This window comes from Pantoea sp. OVA07A, assembly GCF_019969975.1.
Taxonomy (GTDB): Bacteria; Pseudomonadota; Gammaproteobacteria; order Enterobacterales; family Enterobacteriaceae; genus Pantoea; species Pantoea agglomerans.
Genome location: NZ_JAHXYM010000001.1, coordinates 1508367 through 1534956 on the forward strand (window position 1 = coordinate 1508367; position 26590 = coordinate 1534956).

The 26590-nt window shown below is 56.2% G+C and carries 27 protein-coding genes; 17 read left to right on the forward strand and 10 right to left on the reverse strand.

Going from position 1 to position 26590, the window contains the following annotated elements:
- Nucleotides 1-232 precede the first annotated feature (232 nt).
- Nucleotides 233-988, forward strand: a complete 756-nt coding sequence (gene hutC, locus LC417_RS07245; protein ID WP_223565663.1) for a histidine utilization repressor — start codon at nucleotides 233-235, stop codon at nucleotides 986-988.
- Here the strand turns inward: hutC and LC417_RS07250 are convergent.
- Together LC417_RS07250 and LC417_RS07255 are read right to left on the reverse strand one after the other, a co-directional pair.
- Nucleotides 972-1514 (reverse strand): HutD family protein, encoded by a 543-nt coding sequence (locus LC417_RS07250; RefSeq protein ID WP_223565664.1) that lies wholly within the window; start codon nucleotides 1512-1514, stop codon nucleotides 972-974. The two genes, hutC and LC417_RS07250, sit on opposite strands and share 17 nt — an antisense overlap.
- Nucleotides 1511-2866, reverse strand: coding sequence for a formimidoylglutamate deiminase (locus tag LC417_RS07255; RefSeq protein ID WP_045140597.1), 1356 nt, complete (start codon nucleotides 2864-2866; stop codon nucleotides 1511-1513). Before LC417_RS07255 ends, LC417_RS07250 begins: the two co-directional genes overlap by 4 nt.
- Nucleotides 2867-2947: 81 nt before the next feature.
- Between LC417_RS07255 and hutI the strand changes: the two genes are divergently transcribed.
- Together hutI and hutG are read left to right on the forward strand one after the other, a co-directional pair.
- Nucleotides 2948-4165 (forward strand): imidazolonepropionase, encoded by a 1218-nt coding sequence (gene hutI, locus LC417_RS07260; protein ID WP_223565665.1) that lies wholly within the window; start codon nucleotides 2948-2950, stop codon nucleotides 4163-4165.
- On the forward strand, nucleotides 4162-4953 hold the full coding sequence (gene hutG, locus LC417_RS07265; RefSeq protein WP_062758093.1) for an N-formylglutamate deformylase: 792 nt from the start codon (nucleotides 4162-4164) through the stop codon (nucleotides 4951-4953). The genes hutI and hutG overlap by 4 nt, the downstream gene beginning before the upstream one ends.
- Here the strand turns inward: hutG and LC417_RS22410 are convergent.
- The gene (locus LC417_RS22410; RefSeq protein WP_255601832.1) at nucleotides 4940-5074 is read right to left on the reverse strand and encodes a hypothetical protein; all 135 of its coding nucleotides are present in this window, start codon (nucleotides 5072-5074) and stop codon (nucleotides 4940-4942) included. The genes hutG and LC417_RS22410 overlap by 14 nt on opposite strands.
- Nucleotides 5075-5268: 194 nt before the next feature.
- On the opposite strand from LC417_RS22410, the gene LC417_RS07270 reads away from it, so the two are divergent.
- The 5 genes from LC417_RS07270 to hutH are packed head-to-tail and all read left to right on the forward strand — an operon-like array spanning nucleotide 5269 to nucleotide 9900.
- Entirely contained in the window at nucleotides 5269-6117 is an 849-nt protein-coding gene (locus LC417_RS07270; RefSeq protein ID WP_010669726.1) for a transporter substrate-binding domain-containing protein, read from the forward strand.
- Nucleotides 6118-6129: 12 nt separating this feature from the next.
- On the forward strand, nucleotides 6130-6849 hold the full coding sequence (locus LC417_RS07275; RefSeq protein ID WP_010254310.1) for an ABC transporter permease: 720 nt from the start codon (nucleotides 6130-6132) through the stop codon (nucleotides 6847-6849).
- Nucleotides 6850-6857: 8 nt separating this feature from the next.
- Nucleotides 6858-7589 carry an ABC transporter permease gene (locus LC417_RS07280; RefSeq protein ID WP_010254311.1) on the forward strand — a complete coding sequence of 244 codons (732 nt, stop codon included), beginning with the start codon at nucleotides 6858-6860 and terminating at the stop codon, nucleotides 7587-7589.
- Nucleotides 7590-7591: 2 nt separating this feature from the next.
- Nucleotides 7592-8386, forward strand: coding sequence for an ABC transporter ATP-binding protein (locus LC417_RS07285; RefSeq protein ID WP_022625980.1), 795 nt, complete (start codon nucleotides 7592-7594; stop codon nucleotides 8384-8386).
- A complete protein-coding gene (gene hutH / locus LC417_RS07290) occupies nucleotides 8383-9900 on the forward strand; it encodes a histidine ammonia-lyase (protein WP_223565666.1) in 1518 nt (505 codons plus the stop codon). Before LC417_RS07285 ends, hutH begins: the two co-directional genes overlap by 4 nt.
- A gap of 3 nt (nucleotides 9901-9903) precedes the next feature.
- On the opposite strand, the gene LC417_RS07295 is transcribed toward hutH, so the two are convergent.
- Nucleotides 9904-10536 carry a flavin reductase family protein gene (locus LC417_RS07295; protein ID WP_010254320.1) on the reverse strand — a complete coding sequence of 211 codons (633 nt, stop codon included), beginning with the start codon at nucleotides 10534-10536 and terminating at the stop codon, nucleotides 9904-9906.
- Between the two features lie 141 nt (nucleotides 10537-10677).
- Between LC417_RS07295 and rlmF the strand changes: the two genes are divergently transcribed.
- Nucleotides 10678-11610 carry a 23S rRNA (adenine(1618)-N(6))-methyltransferase RlmF gene (rlmF, locus tag LC417_RS07300; RefSeq protein WP_022625977.1) on the forward strand — a complete coding sequence of 311 codons (933 nt, stop codon included), beginning with the start codon at nucleotides 10678-10680 and terminating at the stop codon, nucleotides 11608-11610.
- A gap of 78 nt (nucleotides 11611-11688) precedes the next feature.
- Here rlmF and glnQ read toward each other — a convergent pair whose 3' ends face one another.
- The 5 genes from glnQ to rhtA all read right to left on the reverse strand — a co-directional run bounded on the left by glnQ (nucleotide 11689) and on the right by rhtA (nucleotide 15956).
- Nucleotides 11689-12411 (reverse strand): glutamine ABC transporter ATP-binding protein GlnQ, encoded by a 723-nt coding sequence (gene glnQ, locus LC417_RS07305; RefSeq protein ID WP_010254327.1) that lies wholly within the window; start codon nucleotides 12409-12411, stop codon nucleotides 11689-11691.
- Nucleotides 12408-13067, reverse strand: coding sequence for a glutamine ABC transporter permease GlnP (gene glnP / locus LC417_RS07310; protein ID WP_022625976.1), 660 nt, complete (start codon nucleotides 13065-13067; stop codon nucleotides 12408-12410). Before glnP ends, glnQ begins: the two co-directional genes overlap by 4 nt.
- Nucleotides 13068-13145: 78 nt before the next feature.
- Nucleotides 13146-13892 carry a glutamine ABC transporter substrate-binding protein GlnH gene (gene glnH / locus LC417_RS07315; RefSeq protein WP_010254333.1) on the reverse strand — a complete coding sequence of 249 codons (747 nt, stop codon included), beginning with the start codon at nucleotides 13890-13892 and terminating at the stop codon, nucleotides 13146-13148.
- A 319-nt stretch (nucleotides 13893-14211) separates the two neighbouring features.
- A complete protein-coding gene (gene dps / locus LC417_RS07320) occupies nucleotides 14212-14715 on the reverse strand; it encodes a DNA starvation/stationary phase protection protein Dps (protein WP_010254336.1) in 504 nt (167 codons plus the stop codon).
- A 326-nt stretch (nucleotides 14716-15041) separates the two neighbouring features.
- Nucleotides 15042-15956 (reverse strand): threonine/homoserine exporter RhtA, encoded by a 915-nt coding sequence (rhtA, locus tag LC417_RS07325; RefSeq protein ID WP_010254339.1) that lies wholly within the window; start codon nucleotides 15954-15956, stop codon nucleotides 15042-15044.
- Between the two features lie 368 nt (nucleotides 15957-16324).
- Here rhtA and ompX point away from each other — a divergent pair, with 368 nt between their 5' ends.
- Nucleotides 16325-16837, forward strand: coding sequence for an outer membrane protein OmpX (ompX, locus tag LC417_RS07330; RefSeq protein WP_010254344.1), 513 nt, complete (start codon nucleotides 16325-16327; stop codon nucleotides 16835-16837).
- A gap of 240 nt (nucleotides 16838-17077) precedes the next feature.
- Here the strand turns inward: ompX and LC417_RS07335 are convergent, their stop codons facing one another.
- On the reverse strand, nucleotides 17078-17269 hold the full coding sequence (locus LC417_RS07335) for a hypothetical protein (RefSeq protein WP_029518943.1): 192 nt from the start codon (nucleotides 17267-17269) through the stop codon (nucleotides 17078-17080).
- Nucleotides 17270-17522: 253 nt separating this feature from the next.
- Between LC417_RS07335 and mntR the strand changes: the two genes are divergently transcribed.
- From mntR to LC417_RS07370, 7 genes are all read left to right on the forward strand, one after another.
- Nucleotides 17523-17981 carry a manganese-binding transcriptional regulator MntR gene (gene mntR / locus LC417_RS07340; RefSeq protein ID WP_010254350.1) on the forward strand — a complete coding sequence of 153 codons (459 nt, stop codon included), beginning with the start codon at nucleotides 17523-17525 and terminating at the stop codon, nucleotides 17979-17981.
- A gap of 20 nt (nucleotides 17982-18001) precedes the next feature.
- Nucleotides 18002-19111 carry an SLC13 family permease gene (locus LC417_RS07345; RefSeq protein ID WP_022625975.1) on the forward strand — a complete coding sequence of 370 codons (1110 nt, stop codon included), beginning with the start codon at nucleotides 18002-18004 and terminating at the stop codon, nucleotides 19109-19111.
- A 150-nt stretch (nucleotides 19112-19261) separates the two neighbouring features.
- Nucleotides 19262-20407 (forward strand): HlyD family secretion protein, encoded by a 1146-nt coding sequence (locus LC417_RS07350; protein ID WP_010254357.1) that lies wholly within the window; start codon nucleotides 19262-19264, stop codon nucleotides 20405-20407.
- Nucleotides 20404-21972, forward strand: a complete 1569-nt coding sequence (locus LC417_RS07355) for a DHA2 family efflux MFS transporter permease subunit (protein WP_010254360.1) — start codon at nucleotides 20404-20406, stop codon at nucleotides 21970-21972. Before LC417_RS07350 ends, LC417_RS07355 begins: the two co-directional genes overlap by 4 nt.
- A 1-nt stretch (nucleotide 21973) precedes the next feature.
- Nucleotides 21974-23503 carry an efflux transporter outer membrane subunit gene (locus LC417_RS07360; protein WP_010254363.1) on the forward strand — a complete coding sequence of 510 codons (1530 nt, stop codon included), beginning with the start codon at nucleotides 21974-21976 and terminating at the stop codon, nucleotides 23501-23503.
- Nucleotides 23504-24368: 865 nt separating this feature from the next.
- On the forward strand, nucleotides 24369-24770 hold the full coding sequence (locus LC417_RS07365; protein WP_003850507.1) for an H-NS family nucleoid-associated regulatory protein: 402 nt from the start codon (nucleotides 24369-24371) through the stop codon (nucleotides 24768-24770).
- A gap of 178 nt (nucleotides 24771-24948) precedes the next feature.
- The gene (locus tag LC417_RS07370) at nucleotides 24949-26541 is read left to right on the forward strand and encodes an ABC-F family ATPase (RefSeq protein ID WP_010254366.1); all 1593 of its coding nucleotides are present in this window, start codon (nucleotides 24949-24951) and stop codon (nucleotides 26539-26541) included.
- The last annotated feature ends 49 nt before the right edge of the window (nucleotides 26542-26590 follow it).

Consider the following 26590-nt stretch of genomic DNA (forward strand, 5'->3'; position numbering starts at 1 on the left):
TTCTTGTCTATGCTTGTCTATACAATCAAAGGGAGCAAGCAAGTGCCGTGCCAGGCCGATCACAAAAATCGATTGCCCGTCCGCTGCGGGTTGACTATTTAGCGCTACTCAGAGGCTGCACCATCAGGATGCGCAGACTGCACCATTGGGGCACCGCGCAGCGTACTGGATGTATATACATTCACACGGTGAGACAGTAAACTTAGGGGACTTTCAGCATAAGGAACAGCAAATGGTTGAGCATACGGCACTGGCACAACTGGCGGCGGCAATGAGCGATGAGCCTGCCCCGATTTATCAGCGGGTGAAGCAGGCCATCGTCAGCCAGATCCGTGAAGGGTTGTGGAAAGCGAATCAGCGTGTGCCATCAGAAAGTGAACTGGTTAATGAACTGGGCGTCAGCCGCATGACCATTAACCGGGCGCTGCGTGAACTCACCAGCGAAGGCTTTCTGGTGCGGATGCAGGGCGTCGGAACCTTCGTGGCGGAGATGAAAGGCTACACCGCCATGCTGGAGGTGCATAACATCGCCGATGAGATCGCTCAGCGCGGCCATCAGCACAGCTGCAAAATCCTCGCCATCGGCCAGGACAAAGCCGATCCTGAGCAGGCGGCGGTGCTGGGACTGACCACCGGGCAGACGCTCTATCATTCGTTGATTGTGCATTACGAAAATGATCTGCCGGTGCAGCTGGAGGACCGTCTGGTCAATCCGCTGGTCGCGCCCGATTACCTGACGCAGGATTATCAGCAGATGACGCCTTACACCTATCTGATGCGCGTTGCGCCGCTGACGGCGGGCGAGCACATTGTTGAAGCGGTGTTGCCCGATGCGCGTCAGCGTAAACATCTGTCGGTGGATGAGCACGAACCCTGCCTGCTGATTCGCCGTCAGACCTGGAGCGACACTAAAATCGTGACCTTTGCGCGGCTGCTCTATCCCGGCTCACGTTACAAACTACTGGGCCGCTTCAGGGGACACGGTTAAGACGGGTAAACAGCAGCCGGGCATCGGTATCGCACGGGCTGAGTTGTGTTTCTTCATCGACCCACCACGCGCCCTGCTGCGCGGTCAGCCGTTCCCCGTCAGCCGTCTGCCAGGCGCCAGCCAGCACCCAGGCGACGCCATGCAGAGAGCTGACCGGCGTGGTCACCACCTCCACCGCTGCCTGCCATTCCCCGCGCCGCGTCATAATATTAAAATCTTCGCTGACGCTGCCCTGCAGCTTTGCCGTTAAGGCGAGTTCGCCGGCAAACGCCCAGGGCTGCTGAGGCGTCAGTAAGTGCTGCCCGCCCGGTGCGGTCAGCAACACCGGATCGCCATGCAGCAGGGTAATCACCCGATCAATGTCAGGAAAAGCAGAGAAGGGACCATCCTGCGCCAGCGTCGCAATGCTGGCGCGCCAGCCGAAGCGCTCCGCGCCGGGTGGAAAGCTGATGATTTCGCGGGTTTCGCCGCCGCCGTTGCGCCAGCGGCTGACCGCCAGCTCCGCGTATGTGAACCGGGCGATCATCGCAGCGTCTCCATCGCCTGAGCAAAGCGGGCGGCACACGCCGTCTGGTGCGGATGCACCCCATCTTCTACCACGGCTTTACCCGCCACATAAACGTCCCGAATCTGATCGCGCTGCCCGGCAAAGAGCCAGCGGTTGAGGACGGCGTGCGACCCGACGCTGCCGAGCCACGCCTCATCCCGCAGCACCAGCCAGTCGGCACGTTGTCCCACCGCCAGCGTGCCCTGCTGAATGCCACACGCCTGCGCACCGCCCGCAGCTGCCTGTTGCCACAGCAGATCGCCTACCGACGGCTGGCCGGGCAGGGTAATCCGGTTGCGGCGCTGGTCGCGCAGTCGCTGAGCATACTCCAGCCAGCGCAGCTCCTCCTGGGCGCTCAGCGAAACGTGACTGTCAGAGCCGATGCCCCAGCGTCCGCCCTGCGCGATGTACTCCACTGCCGGAAAGATGCCGTCACCGAGGTTGGCTTCGGTGGTCGGGCAGAGACCCGCCACTGCGCCACTGCGGGCGAGACGCGCCAGCTCACTCTCATCCAGATGGGTGGCGTGGATCAGGCACCAGCGCGCATCCACCTCAAAGCGGTTCAGCAGCCAGGCCACCGGACGCTCGCCGCTCCACGCCAGCGAGTCATTCACCTCTTTCTGCTGTTCAGCCACATGGATATGTACCGGCAGCGTCGGATCACTGGCCGCCAGCACGTCCTGCATCTGGCTTTCACTCACCGCCCGCAGTGAATGGAAACAGAGGCCACGGTTCAGCAGTGGCCTTTGCTGCTGCCACGTATCAAGCCGCGCCTGCTGTTGCAGATAGCGGTCGGTCTGCTGGATAAAACGCTTCTGACCCGCCGACGCTGGCTGGCTGCCGAAGCCGCTGTAGCTGTAGAGCACCGGCAGCAGCGTCTGGCCGATACCGGCGATCTCCGCCGCTTCAATCAGCTGTTGCAGCATCGCATCATCACTGTAGGGCGCACCCTGTGTGTCGTGGTGCAGGTAGTGAAACTCTGCCACCTGGGTGTAGCCGCCTTTCAGCATCTCGATGTAGAGCAGGGCGGCAATATCGCCCACCTGTTGCGGCGTCAGGCGCTGCACCATGCGGTACATCAGATCCCGCCACGTCCAGAAACTGTCCTGAGGATCGCCCGCTACTTCAGCCAGACCCGCCATGGCACGCTGGAAGGCGTGCGAGTGCAGGTTGGCGATTGCCGGGATCACCTCGCCGTTGAGCCGGATAGCCTGATCAGCGTGGCTATCCGGAGTAATAGAGTCGATAAAACCGGCCTGATTGACCGTGATACGCACCTGCTGCTGCCAGCCCTCCGCCAGCAGGGCTCGCGAGGCAAAAAAAGTCGCCATGGTTGATCCTCATCGGATGTGGTTGTATATACATATACATACTTTGAGGCACAGTGTAAACGGCGGAGGCATGAGGTAACGATGGCAGAAGAGATGCGCGTAGAGACGGTGTGGACCGGGGCTGACCTGGTCACCATGCGTGACGGAAAGTACCATCTTATCCCGCAGGGGGCGCTGGTGGTGCGGGCGGGCAGGCTGGTGTGGGTAGGGCCGCAGGCGGAGATGCCCGCGTTCGTCGCCGATCAGCATCATCATCTGCCGGGCGGCATCGTGACCCCGGGGCTGGTGGATTGTCATACCCATCTGGTGTTTGGCGGCGACCGCAGCCAGGAGTTTGAACAGCGCCTGAATGGCGTCAGCTATGCAGAGATTGCCGCGCAGGGCGGTGGCATCCTCTCAACCGTGCGCGCTACCCGCGCCGCCACTGAAGAGGAACTGGTGGCATCGGCTCGCTGGCGGCTAAACCGCCTGCTGGCAGAGGGCGTCACCACCGTGGAGATCAAGTCCGGCTATGGCCTGGATGAAAAGAGCGAACTGCGGATGCTGCGGGCGATTCGCCAGCTGGCAGAGAGCGTAGCCGCTGACGTGCGCGCCACCTGTCTGGCGGCACATGCTTTTCCGCCGGAGTTTAAGCACGACCCGGATGGCTGGGTCGATATCATCTGCGAACGGCTGCTGCCGCAGGTGCAGGCACTGGGACTGGCGGATGCGGTGGATGCGTTCTGCGAGCATCTCGCCTTTTCACCGCAGCAGGTGGCGCGGGTGTTTGACCGTGCAGTGGCGCTTGGCATGCCGGTGAAACTGCATGCGGAGCAGCTCTCGGCGTCAGGTGGCGCAGCACTGGCGGCGCGCTATGGGGCGCTCTCTGCCGACCACCTTGAATATGCCACCGAGGAGGATGCCAGAGCGATGGCACAACATGGCACCGTGGCGGTGCTGCTGCCTGGTGCATTTTATCTGCTGCGGGAGACGCAGCGTCCGCCGGTGGATCTCTTCCGGCGCTATGGCGTGCCGATGGCGCTGGCCAGCGATGCCAATCCCGGCACCTCGCCTGCGCTGTCGCTGCGTCTGATGCTTAATATGGGCTGTACCCTGTTTGGCATGACGCCGGAAGAGGCGCTGGCGGGCGTCACGCTGTGGGGGGCAAAAGCGCTGGGGCTGGCTGACAGTCACGGCTCGCTGGAGGCGGGAAAAGTGGCGAACTTCGTTCACTGGCCGCTGGCCCGTCCGGCAGAACTGGTTTACTGGCTGGGTGGTGAACTGCCCTGTACCGTTATCTATCGTGGAGAACCGCAATGAACCCTTTCCATTTTACCCAGGGCAGTCTGCCGCTGCTGGTCAGCATTCCCCACGCCGGTACCGAGCTGACGCCCGACGTGGAAGCCGGACTGAGTGAGGCCGCGCGCGGCTTACCCGACACCGACTGGCATATTCCCCTGCTGTATGATTTTGTGCGTGATCTCGGGGCCAGCGTGTTAATCGGCCGCTACTCCCGCTTTGTGGTCGATCTCAATCGCCCGCCCGATAACCAGCCGCTCTACACCAGCGCCACCACCGGCCTGTTCCCGGAAACCCTGTTCGACGGTACACCGACCTTTGCACCAGGCAAAACACCCGACGACACGGCGCGTCAGGGCTATATCGATCAGATCTGGCAGCCCTATCATCAGCAGATTCAACAGGAGCTGGCGCGGCTCAAAGCGCAGCATGGCTATGCGCTGCTGTTTGACGCCCACTCTATCGCCAGTGAAATTCCCCGCCTGTTTGACGGACGTCTGCCCGATATCAACATCGGCACCAACGACGGCGCAAGCTGCACGCCTGCAATGAGTGCGGCGCTGGAGGCCGTGTGCGCGGCGCAGAACGACTACAGCTGGGTGATTAACGGGCGCTTTAAAGGCGGTTACATCACCCGTGCCTACGGTCAGCCGCAGCAGCAGATTGAGGCGGTCCAGCTGGAGCTGGCGCAGCTCAACTACATGGATGAAACCCCACCTTACGCCTGGCAGCAGGCGCGTGCCGCCCGGTTGCAGAACGTGCTTAAGGCACTGATCCACGCCATGCTGGCGCAGGCTAAACCGCAATAAAACTCACCAGAGCGATGCGCCACTCCGGTGCATCGCTGCCCTGCTTAAGTGCAGCGGCGGGCAGGTCGCCTGCCCGCTCCCAGACTCCCGCCGCTTTTTTCCACCTCTGCAGAGCTGGCATAACCTTTGCTTGGTTGTATGTACAAGTGCAGCAGCACCGCCATCTGCGTAATAAATTCTGTCTGGCTCACAAAACGATAAAGCCGGCAATGAACTGCGCTGCGTTAACTTGTATATACATGACATATCATCCTGTGAAATTTATGTTAAATCTCGTCAGGGCGATCACCAGGCCGCTACTTTCAGGAGAACCGTATGACGCACCCTCTGACTCTTCGTCGTTTATGTCTCACTACGCTGGTTTCCAGCCTGCTGCTCTGTGGCGTCAGCGCCCAGGCCAAAGAGTGGAAGTCTATTACCATTGCCACCGAAGGCAGTTATGAACCCTGGAACCTCACCCTGCCAGGCGGCAAGCTGGGCGGTTTTGAACCGGAGCTGATGGCCGATCTCTGCCAGCGTATGGCAATACAGTGCAAGCTGGTGGTGCAGAACTGGGATGGAATGATCGCCGGTCTGAATGCCGGAAAATATGATGTGATCATGGATGCAATTGTGATCACCCCCGAGCGCAAGAAAGTGATCAATTTCACCGTGCCCTATGCCTCTACGCCCGCCACCTTCATCACGGTGAAAGGGTCGTTGCTGCCTGCCGACAGTAAGATCATCAAACTCACCGACGATGAGAAAACCGTGGAGCCTGCCATCGCACCCCTGAAAGCGGCGCTGAAGGGCAAAACCATCGGTATTGCCTCCGGCACCGTCTACACGCCGTTTATCGACAAGTACTTCAAAGAGGTGGCGGATGTCCGGGAATACACCAGCTCAGCCGATGCGATCCTCGATTTGCAGGCGGGGCGTATTGACGCAGTGTTTGACGATGTGACCTTTGCGCAGTCGATGCTGGCGCGACCGGATAACCGTAACCTCAGCTTTAGCGGTCCGCAACTGGGCGGCCCAATCTGGGGTGAGGGCGAGGCGATGGGCGTGCGCATGGCAGACAACGATCTGAAAGCCCGGCTGGATCAGGCGATCAAAGCCGCGCTGGCCGATGGCACAGTGAAAAAGCTGAGCGAGAAGTGGTTCAAAACTGACGTCACACCCTGAGTGAGGTAACTGATGATAAGCCTGCTGAGTTTTGGCCCGGAGGGCTGGGGACGGTTGATTCTGAGTGCCACGCTGACGACGTTGCTCCTGTCATTTGCCGCGCTGCTGGTCGGTGCGGTAGTGGGATCGGGCGTTGCCGCTGCAAAGTTATCCCCGCACCGCGCGGTGCGCTGGGCAGGGGAAGGCTACTCGGTGATCTTTCGTGGCATTCCTGAGCTGCTGGTGATCTACCTGTTCTACTTCGGCGGATCGGGATTGATCACGCAGATCGGACAACTGTTTGGCGCGGACGGGTTTATCGAAGCGCCGCCGTTCCTGATCGGGGCGCTGGCCATCGGGCTTATCTCCGGCTCTTACCAGGCGGAAGTCTATCGTGCCGCACGGCTGGCCCTGGCGAAAGGGGAGATCGAAGCCGCTGTCGCTATTGGTATGCCGCGCTGGCGCATCCGGCAACGCATCCTGCTGCCGCAGGTGGCGCGCTATGCGCTGCCCGGCCTGTCAAACGTCTGGCAGATGAGCCTGAAAGACTCGGCGCTGGTGTCAGTGACCGGCATTGTCGAGCTGATGCGGGCCAGCCAGATCGCGGCCGGCTCCACCCGTGATTACTTCTCATTTTATCTGGTGGGCGGTGCCTGTTATCTGCTGCTGACGCTGCTGTCGAACCGCGCCTTTCTGCGGGCTGAATCCCGTCTTGGTCGCGCCTGGCAAAGCCGCACCGCTGCACAGCATTAAGGAGACTTATGATCGATTTCGCGTTCCTCACTGACACCTTCCTGAAACTCAGCGCCGCGTTGCCGGTTACGCTGGGCCTGTTTATCAGCGCCTTTCTGTGCGGTGGCGTGCTGGCGGTGGGTATTCTGGCGCTGCGCATGAGCCGCTGGCGTCTGCTGAGTGCTTTTGCCCGTGGCTACATTCTGGTGTTTCGCGGCTCGCCGCTGATGATCCAGCTGTTCCTGATCTACTACGGTCTGGGGCAGTTTGGTGTGATCCGGCACAGTCTCTTCTGGCCGTTTCTGCGTGAGCCCTTTACCTGTGCGGTGCTGGCACTGTCGCTCTGCACCGCCGCCTACACCGCGGAGATCCTGCGCGGTGCGCTGCTGGCTGTGCCGCCCGGTCAGGTGGAGGCGGGGATGGCGTGCGGCATGTCGCGCGGGCTGCTGCTGCGGCGCATTATCGCGCCGGTGATGCTGCGTTATGCGCTGCCCGCTTACTCCACCGAGGCGATTCTGCTGGTGAAATCGACCGCGCTGGCCAGTCTGGTCACGGTCTGGGATGTTACCGGAGTGGCGCAGCAGATTATCCAGCGTACTTACCGCACCATGGAGGTGTTTCTCTGTGCGGCGGCGATCTACCTGATTCTCAACTTCATCATTGTGCAACTGTATGCCCTGCTGGAGCGGCGCCTGACGCCGGTTCATAAACCGGAAAAAAAGCCGTTACCGGCCGCTAAGCCGATTCCTGGAGGAAAATAAACATGTCTGAACTGCCACCCGTCACGCTGTCGGCCAGCGATATCCATAAATCCTTTGGCGCCATGGAGGTGCTGAAAGGCATCTCGCTGCAGGCGCACCAGGGCGATGTTATCTCAATACTCGGTGCCAGCGGCTCGGGCAAAAGTACGCTGCTGCGCTGCATTAATCTCCTTGAGACGCCTGACGCGGGCGTGGTCAGCGTGGGTGGTGAAACCATTGAGATGAAGCGCCATGCCCGGGGACACCAGCTGGCGGCTAACCCGCGTCAGATTGAGCGGCTGCGCTCCCGGCTCGGCATGGTGTTTCAGAGCTTTAACCTCTGGTCTCACCTGACGGTGCTGCAGAATGTCATTGAAGGGCCGCACTACGTCCTCAAGCGCGATAAAAAAGCCTGTATTGCCCAGGCGGAACAGCTGCTGGATCGGGTCGGTCTGCTGAATCGCAAAGATTTCTATCCCGCCCAGCTTTCAGGCGGTCAGCAGCAGCGGGTGGCGATCGCCCGGGCGCTGGCAATGGACCCGGAGGTGATGCTGTTTGATGAGCCAACTTCGGCACTCGATCCGGAACTGGTAGGCGAGGTGCTGAAGGTCATGCGCAGCCTGGCGGAAGAGGGCCGCACTATGCTGGTGGTGACCCATGAGATGGGTTTTGCCCGCAACGTCTCTAACCGGGTGGTGTTTATGCATCAGGGCACTATTGATTGTCAGGGCACGCCAGAGGCGATGTTCGGCGAGGCGGGATCGGCGCGCTTTAAGCAGTTTATCTCCAGTCATCATCAGGTGGAGCCGGTGGTATGAGCGACGTAATACGTCAGACGCTGGTCTGGGGCGATGGCCCGCTGAAATGGCAGGCGCTGGTGCAGGTCGCCCGGCACGGCGCCACCCTGACGCTGAGCGACAGTGCCTGGCAGCGAATTGCGCAGAGCCGTGAAATCGTCGGTAATATCGTGGCGGCGGGGCAGGTGGCTTACGGTATCAATACCGGGCTGGGGGCGTTGTGCAACATCACCCTGTCTGAAGATGAGCTGAGCCAGCTGTCGCGCAATACCCTGCTGAGCCATGCCTGTGGCGTCGGGCCGGTGCTGGCAAAACCCGAGGTCCGCGCCATTCTGTGCGCTGCGATTGCGAACTACAGCCACGGAAAATCAGGTGTCTCAGTGGCGCTGGTGCAACATCTCCTGGCGCTGCTAAACCTGCAGATTACCCCACAGGTACCGTCGCAGGGATCGGTGGGATATCTGACCCACATGGCGCATATCGGCCTGGCGCTGATTGGCATCGGCGAGGTGGAGTGGAAGGGCGAAATCGTTCCGGCGCAGCAGGCGCTGGCCCAGGCGGGATTAGCCCCTTACCGGCCTGGTGCCAAAGAGGGGCTGAGCCTGGTCAACGGCACGCCCTGCATGACCGGCTTAGCCTGTCTGGCACTGGACGATGCCGAACGGCTGCTGGACTGGGCAGACGTCACCGGTGCGATGAGCTTTGAGGCGCTGCGCGGTCAGCTGGTGGCGTTTGACCCTGAGGTGCTGGCGCTGAAGGCCAGCCCGGGGATTCAGCGCAGTGGCGAACGCCTGCGCCAGTTGCTGAGTGACAGCCCGCTGCTGAAAGCCAGCGTTGGCATCCGGACTCAGGATGCACTCAGTCTGCGCTCGATGCCGCAGGTGCACGGCGCCTGCCGCGATCAGTTTAGTCATGCTGTCCGTCAGGTGGAGACCGAACTCAACGCCTGTACCGACAATCCGCTGGTGCTGGGGACGCCGCAGGCCTGGCGCGTGGTGTCACAGTCCAATCCGCATGGCGAGTCGGTGGCAATGGCCTGCGACCTGCTGGCGATTGCGATGGCGGAGCTGGGCAGCATCGCCGAGCGACGGCTTGATCGGCTGGTGAATCCGCTGGTCAGCGGCCTGCCGCCATTTCTGGTCGCCGAGCCGGGCGTCAATTCCGGCATGATGATTGCGCAGTACGTGGCGGCATCACTCTGCGCGGAGAACCGTCAGCTGGCGCAGCCTGCGGTGCTTGATAACTATGTCACTTCAGGATTACAGGAGGATCATCTGAGCCTCGGCACCGGCTCGGCGCTGAAGCTGCTGAAACTGGTCAGCAATGTTGATCACATTATCGCGATTGAGTATCTGCTGGCGGCGCAGGCGCTGGAGTTTCACGGTGAGTCACAGCTGGCAGCAGGCACGCGGCGCGCCTGGCAGCATTTGCGGCAGGTTGTTGAGCGCTGGCAGCAGGATCGCTGGCTGGCACCCGACATCGCCTGCGCGGTAGCTCAGATTAAAGCGCACCGGGCCGATGCGCTTGTGGGGTGAGGATTACCTGCGGCGTGCGTCCGGACGGACTAAATCAAAACGTTGCGCTTCGCTGATGCCGTAATAGGCGCTGGGGCCGCCCGCGCGCAGAATCGGCTCGGCTTTAGCGGTCTGATAAATGCCCTCTTCCAGCAGCGATTCATCGATGTGAATCGCCACCGCTTCACCCAGCACCAGCCAGCTGTCGATCAGATTGCCGCTGGCATCCTGCAGCTGAATCAGTTGCGTCAGGCGGCACTCGAAGTTGACCGGGCTCTCTGCCACCAGACTGGCGCTGACCTGGGAAGCCGCCAGCGGCGTTAAACCGGCAAAGGCGAACTCATCCTGATCGGCAGGCAGCGAGGCGGAACTTTCGTTCATCGCTTCCGCCAGCGGACGCGTCGCCAGGTTCCAGACAAACTCTTTGGTCTCAGCAATATTTCTCACGCTGTCTTTCCAGCCACTACTGGCGAAACCGATAATCGGCGGATGATAGTTGAAGCAGTTAAAGAAGCTGTAAGGTGCCAGATTGCGCTGGCCGCTGCTGCTCACTGAGCTAATCCAGCCGATCGGGCGCGGCCCGATAATGGCGTTCAGCGGATCGTGCGGCAGACCGTGACCAGCACGGGGTTGATAGGAATAGCGTTTCCGGGTCATAACTTCTCCAGCAGGGAATTTTATTTATCTTAGCCCGACAGCATCGCCCGACGGAATCGGAAAGAGGTAAGCGGATGGTGCGGGTTTATTTTCCGCCGCCTACAGCGTATTGTACGCGCGCCTGAATAATTGAGAGAACGTATGAAAAAGTCAGCCAGCACGTCGCCTTTCCACGCCCGCAATCGCCATCAGGGCGAATACGATTTTGCCGCGTTAACCGCTGCCCATCCGCCGCTGAAAGCCAAAGTCCGGCCCAATGGTTATGGCGTGCAGTCCGTGGATTTCGCGGACCCGGAGGCGGTGATGCTGCTGAACCAGGCGCTGATCAAACTATTTTACGACATCGACTGGCAGCTGGCTCCCGGCTCACTCTGCCCGCCCGTGCCGGGACGCGCCGATTATCTGCACTACCTTGCCGATCTGCTGGCGCTGGATAACAACGGCGTGATCCCCACGGCGGACGTTCTGGATGTCGGCTGCGGTGCAAACTGCATCTATCCGCTGATTGGCGCGGCAGAATATGGCTGGCGCTTTACCGGCACCGAAGTCGATGAAGCCGCCATCAAAGCTGCTAACCGCATTGTTGCTGCCAATCCGCGCCTGACGCGCCAGATCCGTCTGCGTCGTCAGAAAAACAGCGATGCAGTGCTGGCTGGTGTAGTCAGTAAAACTGAATTTTTCAGTGCAGTGATGTGTAATCCGCCATTCCACGCGTCGGCGGAAGAGGCGGTATCGGGATCGCAGCGTAAGGTCCGCAATCTCGGACTGGATAAGAGTGCGCCGCTCAACTTTGGCGGCCAGCACAATGAGCTGTGGTATCCCGGTGGCGAAAAGGGCTTTATCGGCAAGATGATCGCCGAGAGCGTGGCGTTTGGTCGTCAGATCGGCTGGTTTACCTCGCTGGTGTCGCGCAAAGAGAACTTACCGGCGCTGGAAAAACAGCTGCAGGCGCTCGACGTGGCGGAGATGCGGGTGGTTAATATGGCGCAGGGTCAGAAGCAGAGTCGCTTCCTGGCGTGGAGTTTTATGCCTGCCGCCCAGCGCACTAAGCTGCTGAGTCGCCTGGGGAACTGAGGTGTCGCTTTACATGGTAACAGGTGTATCTGTGGGCGAAGAGTAAAATAGAACGGGCCGCATCGCGGCCCGTTTTGATCAGGAAACGTGCTGCAGGAATTCGCGCAGACGCTCGCTCGGTGGGTTGCTGATCAGGCTGTCGGGATCGCCATCTTCCGCAATCCGGCCTTTATCGATAAAGATCAGCCGTGAGGCCACCTTCTGTGCGAAGCCTACTTCGTGCGTCACAATCACCATCGTCATGCCTTCTTCCGCCAGATCCTGCATCACCTTCAGCACTTCGTGACGCAGTTCCGGGTCGAGCGCTGAGGTTGGCTCATCAAACAGCATCATTTTCGGCTTAACTGCCAGTGCACGGGCAATCGCCACGCGCTGCTGCTGACCGCCGGAAAGCTCAGACGGAAAGTGGTGCGCGCGCTCGGCGAGGCCCACTTTGCCCAGCAACTCACGCGCCAGCTGGCGTGCCGCCTCTTTGCTGGCACCGCGCACCCGGATAGGACCAAAGGCGACGTTATCCAGCGCACTCATCTGTGGGAACAGATGAAACTGCTGAAACACCATGCCCGCTTCCTGACGAATCAGGCGGTCATCGACTTTCGGATCATTGACGCGCAGGCCATCGACAATCAGTTCGCCACTAGTGATCTCTTCCAGCTTGTTAATGCAGCGCAGCAGGGTTGATTTACCGGAACCGGATGGGCCGATAATCACCACCACTTCGCCCTGGTTAATCTTCAGGTCAATATTGTGCAGCACCTGGGTCTGGCCAAAATGCTTGGAGACATCTTTAAATTCAATCACAGGATTTTCACCCTTTTCTCAATGCGGCGCAGCACAAAGCTCAACACCAGCGTAATAACCAGATAGATAATCGCGACGGCGCTCCAGATTTCCAGTGCGCGGAAGTTACCGGCAATAATCTCCTGACCCTGACGAGTCAGTTCAGCCACACCAATAACGATAAACAGCGAAGTATCTTTGATGCTGACAATCCACTGGTTGCCCAGCGGTGGCAGCATACGGCGCAGCGCCAGCGGCATAATCACGTAGCGCAGCGTCTCGCGGCTCGACAGGCCCAGCGCCAGTCCGGCTTCGCGGAAGCCCTTGTTGATCGACAGCACGGCACCACGGGTAATCTCGGCAATGTAAGCGCCGGAGTTAATCATGATGGTTACCACCGCCGCGCTGAAGGGATCAATGCGCAGGTCGGGGAACGCCATCGGCAAAGCAAAATAGATAAACATCACCTGCACCACGATAGGGGTGCCGCGAATGATTTCGATAAACACCAGTGCGATGTTATTGGTGATCCAGCCACCGTAAGCGCGGGCAAAGCCCGCTACCAGGCCGATGAAGAGGCCGCCAACCAGTCCAATAATTGAGATAATTAAGGTCAGTTTAGCGCCTTCAAGCAGCGCTGGCATGGCGGGCCAGATGACGCTCCAGTCAAACTCCATGGTGTCACTCCAGATATGTTGCGATGGAAAAAAGCAGGGAAAAAGTTTCCCTGCTGAAATCAGATAACGGGCAAATTATTATTTAGGTTCGGTGCCGAACCATTTTTTATAGAGCGTGTTGTAGGTGCCGTTCTCTTTCAGGGTTTTGAGTGCGCCGTTGACTTTTTCACGTAAATCGTCGCTGCCTTTCGGGAAGGCGATACCATACTGCTGCGCTTCAATTGAATCGCCTACCGCTTTAAAGCGGCCTTTACCGGCGGTATGGATGAAGTAAAGGATGTTTGGCGTGTCATGCAGCACGGCGTCCGCACGGTTAGTGCCCAGCTCCATATAGGCGCTGTCGATATTCGGGAACTGACGCAGATCTTTGGATTTGATGTTGGCTTTCGCATATTCCACGGAGCCGGTGCCGCTTTTCACTGCGACCACTTTACCGTTCAGATCGCTGATGCCTTTGATGTCGTTTTCATTGTTACGCACCATCACCTGCAGACCGCTTTTGTAATAGCCGTCAGAGAACTCAATCGCTTTTTTACGTTCCTCGGTAATAGTGATACCCGCCAGTGCCAGATCGACATTGCGCGTTTGCAGTGCAGGGATAATGCCGCTGAAGTCCATTGGCTTCAGGGTGTAATCGAGCTTCAGCTCTTTCGCAATGGCATCCCACAGATCCACATCGAAGCCGACATATTTATCACCCTGTTTAAATTCAAACGGAACAAAGGCGGTATCCGTGGCGACGACCAGCTTTTTGTCTGCTGCAGTGGAAGAGAGAGAGAAGGCCAGCGCCAGCGCGGCCACAGAAACTTTTAACAGTGACTTCATCATTTTTCCTTTTTTTACTACCAGGCGGCAGGGCCTGCGTTTGCGGCTTGTCATATGAAAGAATTATGCCAACTTTGCAAAATCCGCGAAATCAGAGAGTTAAATAACATAGCTGACACGATTTTGCAGTTAATTCTGCCATTGCACCAGTTTGGTGCTCAGTTTTGGTGCAGGTGGCTGTTTTGGTGCAAGCGGTAGTGTGCCTCAGATGTTAAGGCTGTGAAGCGGAGGAGGGAAGAACTGTTAACAGGGTCATAAAAATGCGGTAACACAGACGTAAAAAAGGCGGGTTTCCCCGCCTGACAGACTGCATTGAATCTTATTCGATGTTCGCTTCGATAAACCACAGGAATTTATCAAGGTCACGTGATGCTGCAGTGAAGATGTCAGCGGTATCTTCGTCTTTCACTTCAGTGATCGCTTTACGGGTGTCATTCGCGACAACGCTGTAACGGTCTGCCAGCGCTTTCAGATGATCCTGAACGCTGTGAATATTCAGCGGATAGCTCTTCAGCGGAGTCGTATCGTTAACGACCTGCGTGGTGCCCAGTGCCACACCACCCAGCTGAACCACACGCTCGGCAATAGTATCCTGATGATCGGTAATCGCGGTGCGGAAACCGTCCAGCATCTCATGCACACCGATAAAATTAGCACCGCGCATGTTCCAGTGCGCCTGCTTAGTGATCAATGACAGGTCAATAAACTCGACTACCAGACGGTTTAACACCGCGATGGTGGCTTTTTTATCGTCTTCGGCCACATCATTGCGGGTATAAATCAGGTCAGAAGATTTAGTTTTAACCAATTTAGCGGTACTCATCGTTTCAGTCCTCTCTTTGATGGTTGTCCTAATCAAGTACCGGATAAGTATAGCAGCGCTTTTCAGGTTTGCAGAAACGACTTTGTCGATGGATGAAATAGCGTGCGTCTTTACTAAAAGCAGAGCTGAGCTAAGAAGGTTAATGCCATGTTAAAATATAAAAACAAATAAATAGCTATTTAAATCATGTTGTTATTCTATTATGTAAATAACTGGTAAGTGTCTGTTTCAAAATAGGCAACTCAGGAAGGAGCGAAGATTAGGAATAATTCTCATGATGAGCATGATTATTATTTAGCCCCGCCTGCAGGCGGGGCGGATAGCGTTTATTTTTGGATATCGTCTGATAATTCAACGCTGTTTAACTGACTCTTTTTCGGCCGCATGGTCAGCGTTGAACCTGCCGAGGCGATGATGATCGCCAGCAGCGCCAGCCACTGAAGCCCGGTCAGGGTTTCCCCCAGAAACAGCATGCCTGAAAAGGCAGCCATGGCGGGTTCCAGACTCATCAGCGTGCCGAAGATGCGCGCCGGTAAGCGGGTGAGGGCGATCATCTCCAGCGAATAGGGGATGGCGCTGGATAGCAGGGCAACCAGCAACGCGATCGGCATAACGGCCCATGTCCAGATGCCACTTTCTGCGAACGTCAGCCCCAGCGGTACAAAAATCACTGAGGCAATCAGCGACCCGATAGCCACTGTCGCCGGGCCATGTTCTGCGCCTGCCCGCTGTCCCGCCAGGATATAGATCGCCCAGCAGGCGCCTGCACTCACCGCCAGCGCAGCGCCCAGCGGATCAATCGCAGTCATGCCTGTGCCAAAAGGCAGCAGGAACCACAGACCAATCACGGCCAGCAGCACCCAGACAAAATCCAGTGGCCGGCGCGATCCGAATAGCGCCAGCGCCAGTGGGCCGGTAAATTCCAGTCCCACCGCCACACCCAGCGGCACGGTACGAATCGCCAGATAGAACGTGAAATTCATTGTGCCCAGCGCCAGTCCATACATCAGGAGTGGCAGACGTTGTTCCCGGCTAAAGCGTAAACGCCAGGGTTTGAAGATAATACAGAGTATCAGGGTGCCAAATCCCAGACGCAGCGCGGTGATGCCGGTAGCGCCAACGGCAGGAAACAGGCTTTTCGCCAGCGAAGCACCGCCCTGAAGCGACAGCATCGCAATCAGCAGTACGGCAATCGGCATCACTATCGGGGCAAGGTTTTTAGAAGCGGGAGAGGCAGACATCCTGTGTACTTTTCCTGGTCATCAACGTAATGAGTCAGCCAGTGTAAAGGAAATAGCAGGCAAAAAATCACGGAATGGGGTTTTAAATTTCTCTCAACTGAGCGATTTTTGGCCAGAATCAGGGCCATTTAGGTAAAGAAATGTCAGGTTTTTTTAGGATTTAACTTAAAGAACGAAATGAGCACAAAATGATTATTGCAGAAAGATGACGGATTTTATAAGAAAAATGAATGACATAGGTTGTCGCATTAACTTCCTGTTACACCAAACATTCTGTTAGACAACAAAATCCGGGCAGAGTTTCTCGCTATTTTTTGTTATATTTTCAGCGTTGTCAGGAGAGAAGTATTTTCACATTTGAGGTGGTTATGAAAAAAATTGCATGTCTTTCAGCATTAGCCTGTGTACTGGCAGTATCTGCAGGTTCAGCAATGGCACAGAGCACCGTAACTGGTGGCTATGCTCAGAGCGACTATCAGGGCGTAGCTAACAAAGCTAACGGCTTCAACCTGAAATACCGCTACGAAGACGGTTCTAACCCACTGGGTTGGATCGGTTCATTCACCTACACAGAAAAAGATAACACCGATTCTGGCATTTATAACAAAGGCCAGTACTACGGTGTGACCGGTGGTCCTGCTTTCCGTCTGAACGACTGGGCAAGCATCTACGGTGTTGTGGGTATCGGCTACGGTAAATTCCAGCAGAACGATACTTCATCACGCGATAAAACTGATTCAAGCGACGTAGGTTTCTCTTACGGCGCAGGTTTGCAGTTTAACCCAGTTCAGGACTTCGCAGTTGACGTTGGTTACGAGCAGAGCCGTATCCGTAACGTTGACGTTGGCACCTGGATTGCTGGCGTAGGTTACAGCTTCTAAGTTTAGCTTAGCTGACCTGCAAAAAAGCGGCCCCTTGTGGGCCGTTTTTTATTGTGCTGATTTACTCACCCATCTCTCGTGCCTGCACGTTTCCCGACTTTCCCGGATCGCTGTAGCCGATCAGCAGCCATGCTGGTTGAAGCCGCAGGTCATATTAATTCGATGGGGAAACAGGAAAAGAAGAGAGCAGAAAGGGAGAGTGCGCCTCTCAGCCAGCGGCTGAAAGGCATAGAATCAGGATTAGCCGCGCCAGATCAGATTCTGACAGCGACGATCGTCAGACTTATGGCCCAGCAGTTTTTCCAGCAACATCAGACGCAGTGTGAACGGTGAACGCGTCAGCAGGCACAGCCAGGATTTCATCTCCGTGGTTGTTTTCTTCTCAGCCTGGAAGCATTTACTGCAATCTAAGCAACATTTCAGGGTGCTCATAGAATCACCTCCCAATCATTGTCGACGCGGTAGTCAGCAGCCTGCGGTGAGAGGCGTCATCATCACCGGAGCAACAGAGGATCATCAGGGATCGCTCTTTTGCTGCTTACATTATCGTCAAATATAGCACTGGCTATATCCTTTAGCCAAGGCTAATGACGAAAAATTTGAGCTTCTTTGCGGCTGGTTTACAATGAGCGCAGCTAAATCCGTACAGCAGTGACAGTACGGGAAAAAATAATGAGGAAGCTGAATGAGTCGTCGTGCTAAAAGCGTGGTTTCTGCGCCAAAAGGACCACTGAAAGATATTGAAGAGCATGTCGAAGGTTTTCGGCAGGTGCGTGAAGCGCATCGTCGGGAATTAATTGATGACTACGTTGAGTTAATCTCTGATTTGATTGGTGAATTTGGCGAAGCGCGTCAGGTTGATATGGCGGCCCGCCTGGGCGTTTCACAACCTACCGTAGCGAAAATGCTGAAGCGGCTTGGCAGTGCCGGGCTGGTTGAACAGGTGCCTTACCGCGGTGTCTTTCTGACTGGTGAAGGAGAGAAACTGGCAGAGGAGAGTCGCGCCCGTCATCACATTGTTGAAAGTTTTCTGCTGGCGTTAGGCATCAGTCCCGAAACTGCCCGACGTGATTCAGAAGGTATTGAGCATCACGTCAGTGATGAAACGCTGGCCGTATTTAAGAAATTCTCCGAAACCCGCTAACGCTAAGGCGTACCTTCATCATGCCTCAACTGCTTCGATCTTTTTTGCATGACTCTGTTTTGCATTTATTAATCGTGATTGGTGTAGTTCTGGCATTTCTGGCGGATTTTCGCTGGGCCGATCTGCCCGGTGCCGTAGACTGGCATACCATTATTACGCTCACCGGGTTGTTGATCCTGACCAAAGGGCTGGAAACCAGTGGCTACTTTGACGTGCTGGGGGGACGACTGATTGCGCGTTTCCGGCACGAACGTGCGCTGGCGCTGTTTATGGTGCTGGCTGCCGCGTTGCTCTCTACGTTTCTGACCAATGATGTGGCGCTGTTTATTCTGGTGCCGCTGACGCTGACGCTGCGAAAGTTCTCTCACTTACCCATCTCGCGACTGATCATCTTCGAGGCGCTGGCGGTCAACGCCGGATCCCTGCTGACGCCGGTCGGCAACCCGCAAAACATTCTGCTGTGGAGCCACGGCAAACTAAGTGTTGTCGCGTTTATTGTGCAGATGCTGCCGCTGGCCGCCTGGCTGCTGCTTAGCCTGATGGTATTAACCTGGTTCAGCTTTTCAAAGCGGTCGATTGATAAGCATGACAACCCGGAACAGCCGCAGTGGCAGAAGCCGCTGTTTATTGTCAGCGTGGTGCTATACCTGCTGTTTATCGCCGGCCTGGAGCTGGAAATCACCGGTTGGGTCCTGCTGCTGATTCTTGCCACGTTCCTGGTGATGGCGCGTCCAGTGCTGCTGCGCATCGACTGGAGCCTGCTGGCGGTGTTTATCGCCATGTTTATTGACGTCTTCCTGATGACGCGTCTGCCGGTGATGCAGGCTCACTTTGATGCGGTTTCTCATTTCGGTCAGGGGCAGCTCTACCTGCTGGCGATTGGTCTGTCACAGGTGATCAGCAACGTTCCCGCGACGATTCTGCTGCTGCAAAAAGTCCCGCCTGGCGATGTGCTGGCCTGGGCGGTCAATATTGGCGGTTTCGGCCTGCTGCCGGGTTCGCTCGCCAACCTGATTGCCCTGCGTATGGCGAAAGATCGGGCCGTCTGGTGGCATTTCCATCTCTTTTCTCTCCCTCTGCTTGCCTGGTCGATGGCCAGCGGTTGGCTGCTGTTGCGGCTGCTCAATTAGGCCCGACGCATCTTGCTACCCGCCACAGGTGGCAGGATGTGCGCCATTTCTCAAGTTTCGTAAAGTTGCGCTGGATTTTGTCAGTTTCCGATATAAGGTTAACAGGACCTTTATGCCCGGGAATTAGGGCCTTAGCCAGTGATGGGAACTATGAGCGAGAATAACCAACGCGATCCACACCAGCAGGACGCAGAAAATGCGACGGATAAAAACCGTCAGTCAGAGGAAAATCAGGACAACGACCAGCAGCCTGAGCGTAAACGCCCCGGTAAAAAGCCGCTGATTATTCTGGCGGTAGTGGTGGTGATTATGCTGATTGTCGGCTTCTGGTTCTGGTTCACTACCCGCAATATTGAAACCACCGACGACGCCTTTACCGAAGGCGATGCCGTTACCATTGCGCCTAAAGCCTCCGGCTATGTCGTGAAGCTGCTGGTGAAAGATAACCAGCGGGTGAAGAAGGGCGATCTGCTGGTGGAGATCGATCCCAGCGACAATCGTGCCCAGCGTGAACAGGCTAATGCGCAGCTCGGTTTAGCTGTCGCACAGCTGCATCAGGCGCAGGCTCAACTGGCGCTGTCAAAGGTACAGTATCCGGCACAGCGCGATCAGGCGCTGGCGGATCAGGCGAAAGCCGAAGCGAATCTGCTTAATGCGCAGGCGGATTATCGTCGCCAGCGCGGCGTCGATCCGCGTGCGACCAGTCAGCGTAATATCGACAGCGCGTCCGCGCAGTTACGTTCGGCGCAGGCGCAGTTACAAAGCGCGAAAGCACAGGTTGAAGTGGCGTCACAGGTTGCTCTGCAGATTCGCCAGCAGGAGACCAATGTTGAAGCGCGTCAGCAACAGGTTGAGCAGGCTAAGGCGCAGTTAAGCACGGCCGATCTTAATCTCTCCTATACCCAGGTTCGCGCGCCCTATGACGGGTTTGTCACCAAGCGTAACGTTCAGCTGGGCACACTGGTGCAGGCGGGATCGTCGCTGTTTTCGCTGGTCTCGCCTGAGATCTGGGTCACCGCTAACTTCAAAGAGTCTCAGCTGCAACACATGAATCCTGGCGACAAAGTTGAAATCAGCGTCGATGCCTGGCCGGATATGAAGCTGGAAGGGCATGTCGATAGTATTCAGATGGGCTCTGGTTCACGCTTCTCGACTTTCCCGTCAGAAAACGCCACCGGTAACTATGTGAAAATCGTTCAGCGCGTGCCGGTGAAAATCGTCATCGACAAGGGCCTTGATCCGAACCATCCTCTGCCGCTGGGTCTCTCTGTTGAACCGAAGGTAACGGTGGAATGAGTACGGCGCAGAGCTGGAAACCCGCCAGTAATCCGTGGTTAGTGGCGATCACGGTCACGCTGGCGGTGTTTATGGAGATCCTCGACACCACCATTGTTAACGTGGCGCTGCCGCATATCGCCGGTTCGCTCTCCTCCAGTTACGATGAGTCAACCTGGGTGCTGACCTCCTATCTGGTGGCGAACGGCATTGTGCTGCCTATCTCTGCGTTCTTCAGCCGACTGTTTGGCCGTAAACAGTTTTTCCTGATCTGCATCGTGATGTTTACCATCTGCTCCTTCCTGTGCGGCATCGCTACCGAACTGTGGCAAATCATTCTGTTCCGCGTGCTGCAGGGCTTTTTTGGTGGCGGATTGCAGCCGGTTCAGCAGTCTGTGCTGCTGGACTACTTCAAGGCGGAAGATCGCGGCAAGGCATTTGGGCTCTCCTCTATCGCCATTATTGTCGCGCCGGTGATTGGTCCGACATTAGGTGGCTGGATTACCGACAACTACAGCTGGCGCTGGGTGTTCTTTATCAACATTCCGGTCGGCGTACTTACCGTGCTGGCGATCTATCAGCTGCTGGAAGATCCACCGTGGGAGCGTAAATGGGCCAAAGGTAAACTGAAGATCGACTATATCGGTATCAGCCTGATTACCTTAGGACTGGGTTGTCTGCAGGTGATGCTGGATCGCGGAGAGGATGAGGACTGGTTTGCCTCGCACTTTATCGTGCTGTTCGCCATTCTGGCGCTGATTGGCATCGTCGGTGCCATCTACTGGCTGATGTATGCCCGTAAGCCAGTGGTCGATATTCTGGTGATGAAAGACCGCAACTTCTGGGTCGCCGGGCTGTTGATGGCGGGGATGGCGATGATTCTGTATGGCAGCTCCGTAGTGCTGCCACAGCTGGCGCAGCAGGATCTGGGGTACACCGCCACCTGGTCAGGTCTGGTGTTGTCGCCTGGCGCGGTGCTGATTGTGCTGACCATACCGCTGGTGCTGAAACTGATGCCAATCGTTCAGACGCGCTACATCATTGCCTTTGGCTTTAGCTGTCTGGCCGTGGCGTTTCTCTACTCCGCCACCTTAACGCCCAACGTCGATTTCACCACGCTGGTGTTGATGCGCAGCGCACAGTCAATCGGGCTGGGTTTCCTGTTTGTCCCGCTGACGACTATCGCCTTTGTCACCATTCCACAGCGGCTTAATGCTGACGCCTCGGCGCTGTTTACCATGTTCCGTAACGTGGCCGGATCGATTGGGATTTCACTCTCGACCGCTGCCATTACCGAGCGCGAACAGGTGCGGTCAGCGCACATGGTGCATAACATGACGCCGCTGAATGAGCCGTTCAACATTACGCTTCAGCACTGGGCGCAGGCGATACGCGACTTTACCTCGGCGGTGGGCGATCCCGTCACGCTGGCAACCGGTCAGCTCTATCAGGAGATGATTGCGCAGTCGCGTATCCTCGCTTACATCGATGTCTTCTCAGGCCTGAGTATTGTCGCCCTGATTTTGATTCCATTTTGTTGGCTGCTGTCGCCGATTAAGAGCGAAGGCAGTGCAGGAGCACACTAACATGAAGGTTTTTTACTCTCATCGCCTGAAACCCCTGAGTTTACTGCTGGCCCTCGGGCTGGCGGGCTGCGCCGTCGGACCTGACTATCAGGCGCCGAAACCTGCCGTGCCGGGTGGCTACAACACCCTGGATTCGCAGGAGGCGTCAAAGCCACAAAACGCCGCGATTAATTCACGCTGGTGGCGCAGCTTCAATGATCCGCAGCTCGACAGTCTGATTGAACGGGCGATTGCGGGCAACCTGAGCCTGCAGCAAACGGTGCTGCGCATTGCCGGGGCACGTGAACAGCTGACGCAGGCGCAGGGCAGCCTGTTCCCCACCCTGGGCGGTTCAGCCAAAGTGACGCGTCAGCAGCTCGGGCTGGAAGGCTTGCTGAAATCCAATGGCGCAACCGATCAGCTCGACAGCAACGTGGCCAGCCAGCTCAATGGATTAACCCAGCCGGTTAACCTTTATCAGGGCAGCTTCGATGCCAGCTGGGAGCTGGATCTGTGGGGCAAAGTGCGCCGTCAGGTTGAGGCAGCCAATGCCCAGCAGCAGGCAGCGATAGAACAGCGCAACGATGCGCTGGTCTCACTGGAGGCCGAAGTGGCGCGAGCCTGGCTGCAGCTGCGTGGCGCGCAGAGCACGATTCAGACGCTGCAACAGCAGATTGAGGTGGCGCAGCAGACAACCGAGCTGACTCAAAGCCAGCAGCGTAATGGCCTTGCCCCGCTGACCGATGTGGAAAATGCGCGTGCCCAGCTCAGCACGCTGCAGGCGCAGCTGCCGCAGTATCAGTCGCAGGCGCGGCAGGCGATGAATGGGTTAGCGGTGCTGCTCGGCAAGACGCCGGGGGCGCTGGATGCTGAACTCAGTACGCCAAAAGCGTTACCCCCGCTGCCACAGTTTGTCCCGGTAGGCATTCCTTCTACGCTGGCACGTCGTCGTCCTGATATTCGTCAGGCTGAAGCGACGCTGCATGCACAAACCGCTGAGATTGGGGTTTCTGTCGCGCAGCTTTTCCCGAGCCTGTCCCTAACCGGCCAGCTGGGCGTGCGCAACACCGATGTCAGCTATCTGGATAACTGGAGCAGCCATTTCTACAGTTATGGCCCGTCGTTATCGATTCCGATTTTCCAGGGCGGACAGTTGGTGTCGAGCGTGAAGTTAGCGCGGGCACAGCAGGCCAGTGCCGCGCTGGATTATCGCCAGACGGTGCTGACGGCGTTGCAGGATGTGGAGAATGCGCTGGTCAGCTATCGCGCCGATCAGCAGCGGGTCACCGCGCTGGATGAGACAACCGGTGCGCTTCAGCGCGCGTTTGATCTCGCCAGCGACAGTTATCGCCAGGGGCTCTCGACCTTCCTGGAGGTGCTGGATGCGCAGCGTCAGCTGGCTCAGGCAGAGGAGCAGGCGACACAGGCGCGGATGCAGAGTGCACTCGATTTAGTGGCGCTCTATAAAGCACTGGGCGGCGGCTGGGAGACTTACCAGAACGTGGATATGCCGCAATATCCGGTATTTGGCCCGGCCACGCAGGCGAATTAGTCATCCGGCGGTAGCTGCCTCTGTGCAGTTACCGCTTTATCTCTCCTCCGGCAGCGTTAAACCGATGCTGCCTGTCTCTCCATGTTGTTCATCATGATCTAACCCGTTGATAAAGAGAGCTTCTCAGCATCACTATAGCGGGTGCAGCCAGCAGAAAATAAAACAGTGATAATCGCAGGGTTATTATCAGCGCCTCCGGCGAGCGATTATTTTCATGTTGCTGGCACTTTCCGCATTCAGGTTTTTGAGCTCTGTCACCTTTCTCAGTTTATTTCTTTGACGCTTTTTTAAGGCAACTTACGACTGAACGAGTGGGGGCGCGTGAGGCTATTCAGTCAGCCTGAGCCGGGCGGAACTGTTATTGTGCAGCTAAGCGATCTGCGAATAATCCGACTCTGCTATAAATCGCAGCGGCAAAAATGGTTAACAGGTGGCAAAGGGCATAATTAAAAAAGCCACCAGAGCGTTAATTCTTTTGCGCTATTTAACGGTGCCGGGGGTGGCTTTTTAAGCATAATCTGTAAGCTGGTGTGACTGGGGTCACGGGCAGGCACATTTTTAATCTGTTATCTCCGGCCCGTAAACGTAAATAATGAGGCTGCATGGCCCGCATTTAGTTGATAGCGTTAACTGCCTTCTGCCGGGATAATCTGCCTGAAATCGTTTTCAACTCCTGAGTAAAAGTGCCATTTGTTGTTAATTCAGCGTTAATAAAAGGTCAGGCACGCCCGATTTTAATAGCTCTGTTTTGCCCGAATTAATACTTAGGAATTATCTGTAGCGTAAAAATAATTTATTTTTTTATTTGAATTAGGTAGTCTTGGCGCTACAGTTTTATTAACCCCCCTTAATCAAGGACATTGTGATGAGTGACGCATTTAAGGTACTGAACAATATTCGCACATTACGTGCCCAGGCTCGTGAACTGCCACTGACCGATCTTGAAGAGATCCTGGAAAAATTAACGGTTGTTGTTACTGAGCGCCGTGAAGAAGCAGAAGCGGAAGAGACGCAGAATCGCGAAAAAGAAGAAAAGCTTTCTAAATATCGCGAAATGCTGCTGGCTGACGGTATCGATCCTAATGAATTATTAGGTGCACTGGAAAGCGGGAAAAAACGTACCAAGCGTGCGCCGCGTCCGGCTAAATATTCTTACACCGACGAAAATGGTGAGCAGAAATCCTGGACTGGCCAGGGCCGTACCCCGGCAGCGATTAAAAAAGCGCTGGATTCCGGTAAAAGCCTGGACAGTTTCCTGATCGATTGATCGACACAATCCTTGTAAGTGGGAGCCGGGGGGCCATCATGGCCTTCCGGCTTTTTTATTTCTGCCGGGATATCAATCACCCCGCAAGGAATCCACGGCTGACGCTGGCGTGCGCTGCGTCACATCTGGCATAATAGCCGCCGTTTTTTCATCCATTCTCTTCACAAAGGTCAATGCCGTGTTAGTTAGCAGCAATATCACCATGCAGTTTGGCAGCAAGCCACTGTTCGAAAATATCTCCGTTAAATTTGGCGGCGGTAATCGTTACGGTTTAATCGGTGCGAACGGCAGCGGAAAATCCACCTTCATGAAGATTTTGGGTGGCGATCTGGTGCCTTCAGGCGGCAATGTGTCTTACGATCCCAACGAGCGCATCGGTAAGTTGCGTCAGGATCAGTTCGCCTTTGAACAATTTAGCGTACTGGACACCGTTATCATGGGTCACCATGAGTTATGGGAAGTGAAGCAGGAGCGCGACCGTATTTATTCTTTGCCAGAAATGAGCGAAGAAGAGGGGTATAAAGTCGGCGATCTTGAGGCACTTTACGGTGAGATGGACGGCTATAGCGCGGAGTCTCGTGCCGGTGAGTTATTACTCGGCGTCGGCATTCCGGTTGAGCAGCATTATGGCCCGATGAGCGAAATTGCGCCGGGCTTTAAATTACGTGTGCTGCTGGCGCAGGCGCTGTTTTCTAATCCTGATATTCTGTTACTCGACGAACCGACGAACAACCTGGACATCGATACTATTCGCTGGCTGGAGCAGGTGCTGAACGAGCGTGACAGCACCATGATTATCATTTCGCATGACCGTCACTTCCTTAATATGGTCTGTACGCACATGGCTGATTTGGATTATGGCGAGCTGCGGGTTTATTCCGGTAATTATGACGAATATATGACCGCGGCGACCCAGGCGCGTGAACGTCTGTTATCCGATAACGCCAAGAAAAAAGCGCAGATTGCTGACTTACAATCGTTCGTCAGTCGTTTTAGCGCCAACGCCTCTAAATCGCGTCAGGCGACATCACGCGCTAAGCAGATGGATAAAATTAAACTGGATGAAGTGAAAGCCTCCAGCCGTCAGAACCCGTTTATCCGTTTTGAGCAGGACAAGAAGTTGTTCCGTAATGCGCTGGAAGTGGAAGGTTTGACCAAAGGATTTGATAACGGTCCGCTGTTTAAGAATTTAAATCTGCTGCTGGAAGTGGGTGAGAAGCTGGCGGTGATCGGTGCCAACGGTATCGGTAAATCAACACTGTTAAAATCGCTGGTGGGTCAGCTGACGCCAGATAACGGCAGCGTTAAATGGTCAGAGAATGCACGTATTGGTTATTACGCTCAGGATCACGCCGATGATTTTGCCAATGACCTGACGGTATTTGACTGGATGAGTCAGTGGAAACAGCCTGGCGATGATGAGCAGACCATTCGCGGTATTCTGGGTCGCCTGCTGTTTTCGCAGGATGATATTAAGAAGCCGGCCAAAGTGCTTTCTGGTGGAGAGAAGGGTCGTATGCTGTTCGGTAAGCTGATGATGGAAAAACCGAACATTCTGATTATGGATGAGCCGACCAACCACCTCGATATGGAGTCGATTGAATCGCTCAATATGGCGCTGGAGATGTATGAAGGCACGCTGGTGTTTGTTTCACACGACCGTGAATTTGTCAGCTCGCTGGCAACCCGCGTGATAGAGCTGAAAGCAGACCGCGTGGTGGACTTCACCGGTAATTACGAAGATTACCTGCGGAGTCAGGGTATCGTCTGATTGAAACGGGGTGGCGCAGGCCACCCCGTTTTTTTTGGTGGTTTGTTGG